This is a genomic window from Pseudomonas sp. PA-5-4B (assembly GCF_021606215.1).
GTDB classification, from domain to species: Bacteria; Pseudomonadota; Gammaproteobacteria; order Pseudomonadales; family Pseudomonadaceae; genus Aquipseudomonas; species Aquipseudomonas edaphica.
This window is the reverse complement of record NZ_WKDB01000054.1, coordinates 16,315-30,117: the sequence shown is the minus strand read 5'-3', so window position 1 is coordinate 30,117 and position 13,803 is coordinate 16,315. Positions and strand designations below refer to the sequence as shown.

At 61.3% G+C, this 13,803-nt stretch carries 10 protein-coding genes; all 10 read left to right on the top strand.

From position 1 onward, the window contains the following. Positions 1-88 precede the first annotated feature (88 nt). The 10 genes from GIW28_RS22760 to GIW28_RS22715 all read left to right on the top strand — a co-directional run bounded on the left by GIW28_RS22760 (position 89) and on the right by GIW28_RS22715 (position 13,784). Entirely contained in the window at positions 89-610 is a 522-nt protein-coding gene (locus tag GIW28_RS22760; RefSeq protein WP_407073965.1) for a sigma-70 family RNA polymerase sigma factor, read from the top strand. Further along, entirely contained in the window at positions 597-1,547 is a 951-nt protein-coding gene (locus GIW28_RS22755; RefSeq protein ID WP_177034957.1) for a FecR domain-containing protein, read from the top strand. Before GIW28_RS22760 ends, GIW28_RS22755 begins: the two co-directional genes overlap by 14 nt. 106 nt (positions 1,548-1,653) lie before the next feature. Continuing rightward, positions 1,654-4,140, top strand: a complete 2,487-nt coding sequence (locus GIW28_RS22750) for a TonB-dependent siderophore receptor (protein ID WP_236447408.1) — start codon at positions 1,654-1,656, stop codon at positions 4,138-4,140. A gap of 431 nt (positions 4,141-4,571) precedes the next feature. Next, positions 4,572-6,011 carry an undecaprenyl-phosphate glucose phosphotransferase gene (locus GIW28_RS22745; protein WP_017135331.1) on the top strand — a complete coding sequence of 480 codons (1,440 nt, stop codon included), beginning with the start codon at positions 4,572-4,574 and terminating at the stop codon, positions 6,009-6,011. Then, on the top strand, positions 6,011-7,471 hold the full coding sequence (locus GIW28_RS22740) for a mannose-1-phosphate guanylyltransferase/mannose-6-phosphate isomerase (protein WP_099550090.1): 1,461 nt from the start codon (positions 6,011-6,013) through the stop codon (positions 7,469-7,471). Before GIW28_RS22745 ends, GIW28_RS22740 begins: the two co-directional genes overlap by 1 nt. Continuing rightward, a complete protein-coding gene (locus tag GIW28_RS22735) occupies positions 7,471-8,382 on the top strand; it encodes a glycosyltransferase family 2 protein (RefSeq protein ID WP_236447186.1) in 912 nt (303 codons plus the stop codon). The genes GIW28_RS22740 and GIW28_RS22735 overlap by 1 nt, the downstream gene beginning before the upstream one ends. A gap of 6 nt (positions 8,383-8,388) precedes the next feature. After that, on the top strand, positions 8,389-9,216 hold the full coding sequence (locus tag GIW28_RS22730) for a polysaccharide biosynthesis/export family protein (RefSeq protein WP_017135334.1): 828 nt from the start codon (positions 8,389-8,391) through the stop codon (positions 9,214-9,216). 70 nt (positions 9,217-9,286) lie between these two features. Beyond that, entirely contained in the window at positions 9,287-11,266 is a 1,980-nt protein-coding gene (locus tag GIW28_RS22725; protein WP_169987008.1) for a GumC family protein, read from the top strand. Then, positions 11,266-12,447, top strand: a complete 1,182-nt coding sequence (locus GIW28_RS22720) for a glycosyltransferase (RefSeq protein WP_017135336.1) — start codon at positions 11,266-11,268, stop codon at positions 12,445-12,447. Before GIW28_RS22725 ends, GIW28_RS22720 begins: the two co-directional genes overlap by 1 nt. Then, positions 12,444-13,784, top strand: coding sequence for a beta-xylosidase (locus tag GIW28_RS22715; protein WP_032865434.1), 1,341 nt, complete (start codon positions 12,444-12,446; stop codon positions 13,782-13,784). Before GIW28_RS22720 ends, GIW28_RS22715 begins: the two co-directional genes overlap by 4 nt. The last annotated feature ends 19 nt before the right edge of the window (positions 13,785-13,803 follow it).

The window sequence follows — 13,803 nt, the reverse complement described above, 5'->3', positions numbered from 1 at the left end:
TCTTCGCCAACGGTCATGTCGGGTGATTGCTCATTGCCACAACCAACGATTAGAATGCGAAACATTATCAATAATACCCTGCGTCAGGATGACCCTGTTGAGCGACCATCCTCTGGACTCTGCCGCTATCGGCCAGCTCTACCATGCCCATTCTTCCTGGTTGCGCGGCTGGTTGAGCCGGCGCACGGGCTGTCGTGAACATGCCGCTGACCTGGCGCAGGAAACCTTTGTGCGGCTGCTCCACGCGCGCAAACAACAGACCTTGCAACAACCGCGCGCCTACCTGAGCAGCATTGCGCGCAGCCTGATGATCGACCAGTACCGGCGCCGCGAGCTGGAGCGCGCCTACCTTGAAAGCCTGGCGCACTTCCCGCAAGTGGATGTGCCGTCGGAAGAAACCCGCCTGTTGATCCTTGACAGCCTGGAGCGCATCGACCGCTTGCTCGACCAGCTCAAGCCACGGGTGCGCGAAGCGTTTTTGCTGGCGCAACTGGACGGCCTGACCTGCGCACAAATTGCCCTGCGTTTGGGCGTGTCCAAGGCCACGGTTGAGCGCGACCTGGCCAAAGCCCTGCATGCCTGCTACCGGTTACGTTATGCCGAACTTTGACCCGCGCCTGGTCGACCAGGCCATCCAGTGGATGATCCGGCTGCGTTTCAACATCGCCGATGACGTCAGCACTGCTGCGTTCGAACAGTGGCTGCAGAGCAGCCCCGAGCACCAACGGGTGTGGCAACGGGTGGCCACCATGAGCGATGAGTTCAGCCACGTGCCCGCCGGTGCCGGGCGCCATGCCCTCAACGGCGCACGCCAACGCATCAGCCGCCGTGACACCTTGAAGGTGCTGGGCCTGTTTGCCGGCGCCGCCGGCCTCGCCTGGCTCGGGCGCGACTACACACCCCTGCCCGTGCTGATGGCCGACTACCGCACCGCCACTGGCGAGCGACGCTGGGTGACGCTCAACGATGGCAGCCATATCCAGCTCAACAGCGCCAGTGCGATCGATGTTGCGCTCAGTACCGAACGGCGCCGGGTCCACCTGCGCCAGGGTGAAATGCTGATCAACACCGGCGCCGACAGTCGACCGTTCTGGGTGCAAACCCGTGACGGCTACCTGCGTGCCCTCGGCACGCGCTTTCTGGTGCGCGAAGAAGGCCAAGGCACGTTGCTCGCCGTGCAACAAGGCAGCGTGGCGGTGTATGCCGACCTGCACGACAGCAGCGCGCGCCAACTGATCAACCCCGGCGAACAGGTGCTGTTCGACCGCACCCACCTGCGCCCACCGATCGCCAACGGCCTGGATCCCTGGGCCTGGAGCGACGGCGTGATCAGCGCCCACAACATGCGCCTGGATGATTTCCTCGCCGAGCTGAGCCGCTACCGCAACGGTTTGGTGCGCTGCAGCGAGGCCGTGGCCGGGTTGCACGTATCGGGCACTTACCAGTTGGATGACACCGACCAGGTGCTCAACCTGGTGGCGCAGTCGCTGGCGGTCAACGTCACCTATCGCAGCCGTTATTGGGTGACGGTTACGTCCCGCGCTTAGTGCATAAAAAATAAATGAGGTTATTTCTCATTGCCGCTCGACCTGTAAGGAAAGGCCGATCAACAGGCCGGTTCTGTTCACTTCCTTAAAGGAGCATCCCGCGGTCATGCAAGCGTTCCCTTCCCAACGTTCCCCCCTCAAGCGCGCGGTGCAGGCCGCCCTGCTGGGCGCCTGCCTGAGCGGCGGCGCCCTGCCGCTGGCCGTGATGGCCGAAACACTCGCCAACGACACCCAGGCACGCGATTGGCAGATTGCCCCAGGTGCGCTGGCCAACGTGCTGGACCAGTTCGCCCGCCAGGCCGGCATCAGCCTGTCCTACGACGCTACCAGCGTCGCCAACAAGTCGAGCCCAGGCTTGAACGGGCGCTATGAGCGCGAGCAAGCCTTGGGCGAACTCTTGCGTGGCCACGGCTTGCAGGCACAACGTCAAGGCGCAAGCACTTGGCTGCTATTGCCACACATCGCCGAGACCGGCGCGCTGAACCTGGGCGCCACCACCGTCACCGGCGAGCGTCTGGGTGCCACCACCGATGGCAGCGGTTCCTACACCACGGGCGCAGTCACCATCGGTAAAGGTCAACACAGCCTGCGGGAAACACCGCAATCGGTCAGTGTGATGACCCGCCAATTGATGGACGACCAGAACCTCACCACCATCGAAGACGTGATGGAACACACCCCGGGAATCACCGCCTACGCATCCCCCATGGGCGGTAAATATTTCTATTCCCGTGGCTTCAAGATGCTCGGCCAATACCAGTACGACGGCGTACCGCTGGACATGGGCAAAGACTACGTACAGGCCGACAGTTTCAGCGCCAACATGGCGATCTACGACCGCGTGGAAGTGCTCAAGGGCGCAGCCGGCATGCTCAAGGGTGCCGGTACCGCCAGTGGTGCCGTCAATTTTGTGCGTAAACGCCCCCAGGCCAAGCCGACCTCCAGCCTGTCGCTGGCCGCTGGCACCTGGGACAACTACCGGGCCGACGTCGACACCGGCGGCCCCTTGAATGACAGCGGCACCGTGCGCGGCCGCGCGGCATTCAGCCAGCAGGATCGCGGTTCCTACATGGATATTTCCAAACGCAAGGACCAGGCCTTCTACGCCGCGCTGGATGTCGACCTCAACCCCGACACCACCCTGGGGCTGGGCGCCAGCTACGAAGACATCGACGCCAGCCCGTGCTGGGGCGGTCTACCGCGTTACAAGGATGGCAAGAGCGCCAAATTGAGCCGCTCCACCTGCCTTGGCCAATCCTGGAACGACTGGCAAAGCCAGCGCGCCACCTTCTTCGCCGACCTCACCCACCACTTCAACGACGACTGGCAACTCAAGGTCGCCGCCGTGCATAGCCGCAACCTGCAAGACACCAAGTACGCCGCCAGCGAAGGCACTATCGCCTATGGTGATCCCGCGCCCACTGCCAATTCCTACGCCGCGCTGATGAACTACGATCACAAGGACTTCGGCCTCGACGCCTACCTGGACGGCAAGTTCGAAGCCTTCGGCCTGGCGCATGAACTGATCATCGGCGCCAACGGCAGCCGTGGCACTCAGGACGACGTCTACGCGATCCGGAATCTGCCGACTCGCCAGAGCATCTATCAACCCGACCACCACTTCCCGGAGCCGGCCAACGACACCTTCTGGCCGAATATGTACCGGGGCGGTACGGTCAAGGAAACCGCCACCCAATACGGCGCCTACGCCACCTTGCGCCTGCGCCTGGCCGAACCGTTGATGCTGGTTCTCGGCAGTCGCGTCAGTTGGTATGAAAACCGCCGTGAGTCCTTGAACCTGGCCTGGGGCGAGTGGGCCGACCAGGATGCGCGCACCAAGGAAACCGGGGTGGTCACGCCGTTTGCCGCGCTGATCTACGACCTCAATGACAACCTTTCGGTGTACGCCAGCTACGCCGATATCTTCCAGCCACAAAGCTCCTACGCCACGGTCAGCGGTTCGGCCCTCAAGCCGAAAATGGGTGAGAATTATGAGCTGGGTATCAAGGGCGAATGGTTTGACGGGCGCCTTAACAGTTCCCTGGCGCTGTTTCGCGCCATCGAAAAAAACGCCGCCCAAACCGATTTCATCACCCGCTGCGGCAGTTCCTCCGACGGCTACTGCTACACCGACACTGGCAAAGTTCGCGCCCAAGGGGTCGAGGCCGAGCTGAGCGGCGAATTGCTTGAACGTCTGCAAGTGTTTGGCGGCTACACCTACACGCAAACCAAAAACCTGAAGAACATCGACAGCGCAGCCGAAGGCGCGGTGTCCAACACCTACGTACCCCGGCATATGCTGCGTTTATGGGGCGACTACCAGTTGGACGGTGCACTGTCAAAATGGACAGTTGGCGCAGGGGTCAACGCCCAGAGCAGTAACTACCGCCTGCAAACCATCAAACTGGAGCAGGCCGGGTATGCGTTGTGGAATGCGCGCATTGCGTATCAGGTGGACGACACCTGGACGGTGGCGCTCAACGGCAACAACCTGTTCGATAAAAACTACTACCAGACCGTGGGTACCTCAGGCTGGGGTAATCTTTATGGAGAGCCGCGCAACCTCACGCTGAGCCTCAAAGGCAACTTCTAAACATCACCAGTCCTTGCACCAGAGCCGGCAAGCCGGCTCTGGTTCGACAACCCCCCTTCCCCCGCCCTGCTTCTGTCAAAAAAAGCTTTTTTCGCTGGCAGGCAAATCCCCACGTTTGTTCCTACACTCCAAAAAGCCATCATCGATTCTCGATTTTTCTGAAAACACGGCCTCCAATGTCAATAAATCGTCATACCATGGGTCTCATGAGAGCCATTGAGGGCGACGGCGAAAAAAAGCCAAAACATTGACACGGAACCTCAAGGAAGCCACTATTTAGCCATCATTCCGTAAATTCCTGCGTCTGAACAGGCATTACGTATTACCCAGCAACTGCAGTTGTTCGATTTGCACCACTTGTAAAGCAAACCTGCCTTATGGATGAGCAAAACGAACAGGAACGTTCTGGTGGTGTATTGAGGATCTGATCTATGCGCGGTAAATCGTCGGTCGATAGCCTGTTTTTGACTCGTCCCGGTTTCGTTGAGTTTTTTGTCGTCTTCGTCAAACTGATCCACGGCCTCACTGCTGTGGTGCCGGCAATTATCCTGTTGTTCTACCCGGAACCTGTCGCCGAGCACATGCGCAACCACTACCTGGGCCTGCTGGTATTCTTTGCGCTCTTGACCATCATTCTGTTCCAGGCCCTGGGGGTGTACTCCGAGGATCTGTTCAGCAATCGCCTGCGTTTTCGCGTGATGCTGGTGGCCTGGGTCTCGGCGTTTTGCATCTTGCTGTTCATGTACCAGATCCTGCTGCTGTTCCCACAGTTGAGCCCACGCAACCTGACGGCCTGGTTCTCCATGAGCCTGGTGCTGTTTGGCGTGGAGCGGATATTGATGCTGCGCCTGTATCGCCATTTGATGAAGAACGGCAAGTTCTTGCAACGTACGGTGATCCTGGGCTTTACCGAGACGGCGGTGCATGTGGCTGAACACCTGTCACGCAACAGCGATATCCGTTCCGGCCTGATCGGCTTTATCGACGACCGTACCGAGCGCATTCCCAAGGAATTGAGCCGCCTGCCCTTGCTGGGCAATACCCGCGACCTGGAAAAGCTGATCCGCTCCGAACAGGTCAGCCAGGTCATGATCACCCTGCCCTGGGCCGCAGAGCAGCGTATCAACGGGCTGGTCAAGCGCCTGCGGCAGATGTCGGTGAACGTCATGCTGGTGCCCGACATGGCTGCCTTGCGTTATGGGCATAACCGCATCACCGATGTGGGCGGCATCCTGATGTTCAATACCTCGCAGTTGCCGCTGCGCGGCTGGTCGCCCTTTATCAAGCGTTGCGAAGACCTGCTGCTGGCCAGCATCGGCCTGTTGTTGCTGTCACCGGTGATGCTGGCGACGGCCATCGCGATCAAGCTCGATTCCAAGGGCCCGGTGCTGTTTCGCCAGAAGCGCTTTGGCTACAACGACAACCTGATCCGGGTGTTCAAGTTCCGCTCGATGTACGTCGAACAGACCGACCTGAACGCCGAGAACCAGACCACACGCCAGGACCCGCGCATCACCCGGGTAGGCAGGATCATTCGCAAGACCAGCATCGATGAGCTGCCACAACTGTTCAACGTGCTGCTGGGCAATATGTCGATGGTCGGCCCGCGCCCTCACGCCACGGCCACCAAGGCCGCCGGGGTTCCGTTCGAGCAAGCGGTCAGCGAATACAGCTCACGCCACCGGGTCAAGCCAGGCATCACCGGCTGGGCACAGATCAATGGCTACCGTGGCGAGACCGACACCCTGTTCAAAATCCAGAAGCGAGTCGAATACGACCTGGAATACATCGCCAAATGGTCGGTGTGGCTGGATCTGTACATCGTTTTCATGACGGTTCCGGCCGTCCTTTCCACCAAGGAAGTCTATTGATGAACCCTCTTAACGGATTGATCCCGTGCATCATCTCCGGTGGTTCGGGCACGCGGCTGTGGCCGGTTTCGCGGCAGAACATGCCCAAACCCTTCATGCGCATGCGCGACGACCAGAGCCTGCTGCAAAAGACCTTCCTGCGCGCCAGCCACTTGCCAGGGGTGGAGAGCATCCTGACGGTAACCAACCGCGACCTGCTGTTTCGCACCCTCGACGACTACCGCGCGGTGAACACCCAGCGATTGGCCCTCGAGCTGCTGCTGGAGCCGTTTGGACGTAACACCGCCGCCGCCATCGCCGTGGCCGCCTTGCATGTGCAGGAGCATTTCGGCGCTGAAGCGCAGTTGCTGGTGATGCCCGCCGACCACCTGATCCTTGATGAAGCGGCCTTCGCCCAAGCGGTAGAAAAAGCCCGCGCACTGGCCGAGGCCGGTTACCTGGTGACCTTCGGCATTCAGCCTGACCGTGCCGAAACCGGCTTTGGCTATATCGAACAAGGCGCAGCGTTAGGGGCCGGGTTTCAGGTCCGGCGCTTTGTCGAGAAGCCCGACCTGGCCACCGCCCAAGGCTATTTGGACGGCGGCAAGCACCTGTGGAATGCCGGCATGTTCTGCTTCAAGGCTGCCAGCCTGTTGGAAGAATTGGCCAGCCACGCCCCGGCAGTCCTGGACGCTGCCAAGGCCGCACTCGAGCACAGCCAGAGCCTGCAGAACAGCAGCAGTCGCCAGCGTGAACTGAGCCCGGAAGGTTTCAGTACCGCGCCGGACATCTCCATCGACGTGGCCCTGATGGAAAAATCCGCAAAGGTCGCGGTCGTGCCCTGCAACATTGGCTGGAGCGATATCGGCTCCTGGGAAGCGCTGCGCCAACTCACCCCCAGTGATGACAATGGCAACCAGATCAATGGCGAGGCGATCCTGCACGACGTGCATAACTGCTACATCGACTCGCCCAAGCGGGTACTCGGTGCAGTGGGCGTACGCGACCTGATCATCGTCGACACCCCGGACGCACTGTTGATCGCCGACGCCCACCGCAGCCAGGACGTGCGCTATATCGTCGCCGAACTCAAGCGCCAGAATCACCCGGCGTTCAGCCTGCATCGCACGGTCACCCGCCCGTGGGGCACCTACACGGTGCTGGAAGAAAGCACGCGCTTCAAAATCAAGCGCATTGTGGTCAAGCCCAAAGGCTCGCTGTCCCTGCAAATGCACCATCACCGCAGCGAGCATTGGGTAGTGGTCAGCGGCGCAGCGATGATCACCAATGGCGAGCGCGAGATCCTGCTCAACATGAACGAGTCCACCTACATTCCCGCCGGCCACAAACACCGCCTGACCAACCCCGGCATCATCGACCTGGTGATGATCGAGGTACAGAGCGGTGAGTACCTGGGCGAAGACGACATCGTGCGTTATGACGACATCTACGGCCGCGCTCCGGTGGAAGTGAAACCCTGATGCGCACGTCCCTGATCATCCCCACCCGCAACGCGGCCAGCCATCTGGACCACCTGCTGCCAGCGCTGCGCATGCAGACCTTGCAACCGGACGAGATGCTGGTGGTCGACAGCGCATCGAGCGATGACACCGTGGCGCGCTTTCGCGAGTTTGGCGCGCGTGTGGAGGTGATTGATGCCCGCGACTTCAACCACGGCGGCACCCGGCGCTGGGCCAGTGAACAGGTGGGCGGCGACGCTTTGATCGTCATGACCCAGGACGCGATCCCCGCCACGGCCGAGACCTTCGCCAACCTGATCGCCGAATTGCAACGGGAGCCGCTCAATGGCGTGGCCTACGGCCGGCAACTGCCGCACCCCGGTGCAGGGGTGCTGGGGGCACAGTCGCGGCACTTCAATTACCCGGCGGCCAGCCGCAGCAAAAGCCTGGCCGATGCACCGCAGCTAGGGATCAAGACCTGCTTCAGCTCCGACTCGTTTTCGGTGTACCGGCGCAGCGCCCTGCAGGCGGTGGGTGGTTTTCCCCAGGATGTGATTGGCAGCGAAGACGCCTACGTCGCCGCACGCATGTTGCTGGCCGGCTACCAGGTGCGCTACGCCGCCAGCGCGCAGGTGTATCACTCCCATGATTACCGCTTGCTGGACGAGTTCAAGCGCTACTTCGATATCGGTGTGTTCTACGGCCGCGAGGCGTGGATTCGCCAGGCGTTCGGCGACGCCGGCGGCGAAGGTAAACGTTATGTGCTGGCCGAACTGCGCGCATTGCGCGAGGCCAACGCGCTGCACCGCGCGCCGGAAGTGGTGGTGCGCAGCGCCTTTAAATTGCTGGGTTATCGCCTCGGCCACCTTGAACGCCACTTGCCCAACGCGCTTAAACGGCGCCTGGGCATGTTTTCCACCTACTGGACTTGAGCCGTCATGAAGACTACCAACCGACGTTCCCGTCTTACCCTGCTCAGCCTCTTGAGTGCCTCAATCTGGCTGGCGGGCTGTTCGACCCCCGCGCGGGTGCCGCTTCCTGACAACAATACGCTCAAGGCCGGCCATCAAGCGGCGCTGACCCTGGCCGACCTGCCACCGCCGCAGGTGCTGATCCAGACCGGCGACTCGCTGCGGATCGTGCGCGATGCCCAGGAGCCGGCGGCGGCCGATGACATGACCGTATTCGTCGTGCGCCCCGACGGCGTGATCTCGGTGCCCAATATTGGCCGGGTCAAGGCCGCCTTGCGCACGCCCGAAGACCTGGGCAAGGAAATCACCGAGAAGTACAAGCGCATCTACCGCGAACCGGCGGTGACGGTGAACATCGCCAGCGCGCCGAGCAACAAGGTGTTTATCGGCGGTGCGGTGTCCAACCCGGCGTTTTTCGACTTGGCCGGCAACGTCAGCGTCGAGCAGGCGCTGCTCAGTTCCGGTGGTGTATTGCCCTCGGCGGATGCCTCCAACGTGGCCTTGCTGCGCACCGGGCCCGATGGCAAGTACAGGACGTACTTCATCAGCCTGGAAAGCATGTTGACCAACCCCAATCACCCGCGGGTGGCGTTGCAGCGCGGCGACTTGATCTTCGTGCCGCAGTCGGGCATCGGCGCGACGGTGGAGGCCGTGGATATGTACTTCACCAAGCTGTTTCCGATCAACAAGGGGATTGGCATTGGCTTGAATTACGACCTGAACAAGAGCGACGTGAAAAACAGCGGCAACACCATCTACAACAACCCAACCATCAACACAGGCCAAGGATTATGAAGCGGGCGTCGTATCACTCGAACCAAGCGTTCCCGTTTTTCGTAAACCCCATATGCAATGGAGTGATCCTGTGATCGAAATCCGCTCTCTTCGCGACCTGCTGCGGCTGTTTTTCATCTACCGCCGCGAATTCAAACTGGCAGTGATCACCACGATCGTCGTCGCGGTGCTGGGTGCCTTCCTGCTGCCGGCTCGCTACGAGTCCGACGCGCGCTTGCTGGTCAAGCCGGGGCGGGACAACACCACCTTGCCGATCGAAGCCGCCAACCGCCAGACGCTGATTGCCCCGAGCACCCAGCACGACCCGATTGTCGACGAAGAAAAAATGCTCACGGGCCGGCCCATCGTGCATATCGTTGCCGAGCGCTATATGGCGATGACCTCCGAGCCGCCGCAGGGCTTCTGGAAGGTCACCAAGTTCTACGTCAAGAAGGGCGTTGGCGAAGTCGTCAACGGCGTGCGCAGCGTGCTGCAGTTCGTAGGCCTTGCCGAGAAACAAAGCCCGCTGGAGCGCCTGGCGACCTCGCTGGAGAAGAACTTCAAAGCCGCTCACGAGCCAGGCTCTTCGGTGATCGAGATTTCCTTTACCTGGGACGACCCGGCGGTGGCGCAAAAAGTCGTCGAAGAATGGGTCAACGCCTACCTTGAGGAACGTGCGCGGATTCTCGGGCGCAAGAGCCTGCATACCTTCTATGAAACCGAACGCGCCAAGGTGGCGGAAAATATCCAGAGCCTGAAGGACCAACTGCAAGTCCGTTTGAAGCAGATCGATTCGATCAGTGTCGATGCGCGCCTGAAGAACCTCACCAGCCAGATCGACCGTGTCACCGACGCCAAGGTCAGCGCGCAAAACCAGATCTCGGGCATTCGCAGCCTCCTGGCCAACGCCAGCCAGCAGATCAAGAGCCAGCCGGCAGACGTGGTGACGATGCGCGAAACCAGCCTCAACCCCACCCAACTGGACCTCAAGCGCCAGCTCAATGCGCTGCAAGTGGAACGCGCACGCCTGTTGCGCACCTACCTGCCGGGCACGCCGCAGGTCAATCAGATCGAGCAGAATATTCGCGACATCGAAGCCCTCAGCGCTCAGGAAGCCACGCGCCTGGAACGCTCGCAAAACACCGCGCCCAACAGCCTGGTGATCAACATCAAGCAGCAAGTGATCGACGCCCAATTACAAGAGCGCAAACTGGCCGGCGAAATCGAGAACTACGACAAAACCCTCGCCGAGCTGCGCGACCAGCGTGACAAGGCGATGACCGATGAGCCGGAACTCAACAAGCTGAGCCAACAACTGCGCGCCGCCGAAAAAAGCTACGCGTTGTACTCGGACAACCTTGAACAGGCGCGAATCGATCATGAACTGGACAACAGCCAGATCAGCAACATCGCCCTGATCGAACACGCCACCCTGAACCCGTCACGTGTGTTTCCCAAAAGCCTGCTGATTCTGTTGTTCGCCATTCCCGCCGGCGTGGCCGTGGGCTTCTTGACCATTTATGTGCTGTACCTGCTGGACCAACGCATCCACGATGGCACACGCTTGCAGGAGATGTTCCAGGTGCCGTTGTGGAGCAGCATCCCCGACGTGCAAGACGCCACGCCGGCCGCCGTCACCGCCAGCCTCTATCGCTTGTACAGCCTGCTGCCCCTGGAGCGCATCGCCAGTGAAGGCTTTGCCCTGGGCCTGACCTCGGCGCGGCATGGCGAGGGTGTGACGTTTATCATCGAGCAGCTCAAGCGCCTGCTGGAAGAACGTGGCCATCGCGTCTCGGTCGACGGGGCGAACGCGCCCACGGCGGGTGAAGTGCTGTTGCTGGATGCCTCGGCCTTGTCATCCAACCCGCAGGCCTTCCTGACGCTGCGCCGTGCCGACCAGATCGTGCTGGTGATCGAAGCCCGCACCAGTACCGTACCGACCATCGAAAACGCGGTGTCGCTGCTGACCACCGCGTTCGGCAAAGTCGACGGCATGATCCTCAACCGCCGCCGCTTCGAAGTACCGGCCAAGGTCCTGGCGCGGATCAACAGCTGGCGCGGTGCGGCCTGATGCGTATTGCATTGCTGGCACCTCTGCCGCCGGAGCAGACCGGGATCGCCGATTACGCCGCGCATTTGCGCAACGCGTTGATCGAACTGGGCCTTGAAGTGGTGACCCCCCTCGCGGGTTGCCAGGACCTGGCTGAACAGTTGCGGCGCTTGCAAGCCTTTGACTGGCACGGTGTGGATCTGGTCCATGCCGAACTGGGAGGTGGGCGCTTCGGTGAGTTCCAGGCGCTTGATTACCTGCGTCGGGCACAACCACAACTGCCGTTGACCGCTACGGTGCATGACCCGGAGCGCTTGATCTGGCGCCGGGCCAAGCTGTTTTTCCCCTTGACCCTGCTCGAACGCCTGCCCCACCCGTTGCCCCAGGCGGCGGCACTGCTGGCCGACCCGCTGACCTTGCACGAAGAACGACGCCTGGCCAAAGGGATGCGCCGGCTGATCACCCTCACCCACCTGGGAGGCGACTGCCTGCGCCAACGCATGGGCCTGCGTCCGCAGCAAGTGGCGGTGATTGCTCACGGCAACCTACCCATCGCGGCCCAGGACTTGCCGCCACTTGCGCCGTTGCGTCTGTTGTATTTCGGCTTTATCTATCGCGGCAAGGGCATTGAGGACCTGCTCCAGGCCCTGGCCCAGTCACTGGCCACCCACCCGCAATGCCGAGGCCAGGTGCGCCTGACCCTGGCCGGCGGCACCGCCCCGGAAATGACCTTTGACCCGGCCGGCAACTACCTCGACGGCCTGCGCCAACAGATCATCGCGCTGCACCTGGAGGATGTGGTGGACTGGCAGTTGGACCTGCCATCAGCGCAGATCGCCGCTACGATCCAGGCGCACCATGTGATGGTGCTGCCCTACCGCGAATCGAAAAAACTCGGTTTCCTGGGACAGATGCGTGGCACCAGTGGCGCGCTGTCATGGGCCAATGCCTGCGGGCGCGGGGTGATCACCTCCAATGCGCGTGCCTTTGCTGAAGAGGTGGCCGGCGGCAATGGCATCACCTATCAGCAGGGCGATATCGATTCCTTGAGCAACGCCTTGAACCGCTTGATCCTCGACCCGCAGCAGGCCCGGCAATGGGCTACCCGGGCAGCGGAAATCGGCCACCAACGCCAGTGGGCCACCACGGCCCGACGTTTTGCCGAACTATTTCGGGATGCTTGTGAGGAGCCGTTGCGATGAATATTTCATCTGTTCGCCCGATGTGGCGCTATCTGCCGCTGGTGCTGGCAATCGCCGTGGGTGGCGCCCTGCTGTCGAGTGAAAAAGTCGATGCGCAGCCGGTGAACCTGGCCCCGGAGCGCAGTGTGGTATGGAAGGACTTCCTCGGCGTGAACGCGCACTTTCTGTGGTTCACGCCCGAGCAGTACCGCCAGCAGATCACGCAATACAAGAAACTTGGATTGCAATGGGTGCGGGTCGACCTGCACTGGGATCGCCTGGAGCCCACAGAAGACGGTTATCAACTCAGCACCTTCGATGAACTGGACCGCACCCTGAGCGCTGAAAAAATCCGCTCGGTGTTTTACCTGGTCGGTTCGGCGCCCTTTATCACCACCGCCCCCAAGGGCGCGAAGTTCCAGGACCAGTATCGCCCGCGGGACCCCGAAATCTATGCGCTGCGCCTGGCACTCCTGGCCAAGCGCTACCCCAATATTGATGCCTGGCAGGTATGGAACGAGCAGAACCTGCCGAACAACTGGCGCCCCGAAGTCAACGCCAAGGAGTACGGGCAATTGTTATTGGCCAGTCACCAGGCGTTGAATATTGCCGCGCCCGGCAAACTGCAGGTCATGGGCGGCATGGCGTACTACAGCCAAATGCCGCCGCGTGGCAAAACCCTGATGTTCGAAGCGCTCGGCGCGCTGGGCGTGCAAAACCTGGGCATGGTCGCGGCCTATCACCCTTATTCGATGACCCCGGAAACCGATGAACCGGGCAAGAACGAAGTGCTGCTGCGCGGTGATCAACTCAATACCATGCTGCACGGCGCCGGGATCAAGAACGTATGGGCTACCGAGTGGGGCTGGTCCAGCTATGCCGGCCCCAAAGAGATGCAGGACCTGATCGGTATCGACGGGCAGGCCGACTACACCTTGCGCCGTCTGGCGTTGATGGCGTCCCAGGACTATCAGAAGATTTTCCTGTTCGCGCTGTCCGACCTCGACCAACGCGCCTCGCCACGCGACCAGCATTACGGCCTGCTGAACCTGGACGGCGAACCCAAGCCGGTGTACACCGCCCTCGCCCGCTTCCTTGAGATCACCGGTCCCTCTCTTAAACCCGGCACCACGCCACAACTCAAGGACGTGCCGGACAGTTTCTACAGCGTGGCCTGGACACGGCCTGACGGAAAACACCTGTTGATGTACTGGAGTGCCGAAGGCAGCAGCATCAGCCTGCCGGATATTAAACGCGCAGAACTGCTGGACCCGCTGACCGGAGCCCGGCAAACCCTGAGCGACGACAACGGTATTCGCCCAGTGGTGAAGCCGAGTTTGCAGATACTGGTGTGGTAGCCCCGGGCATGGAGAGCTG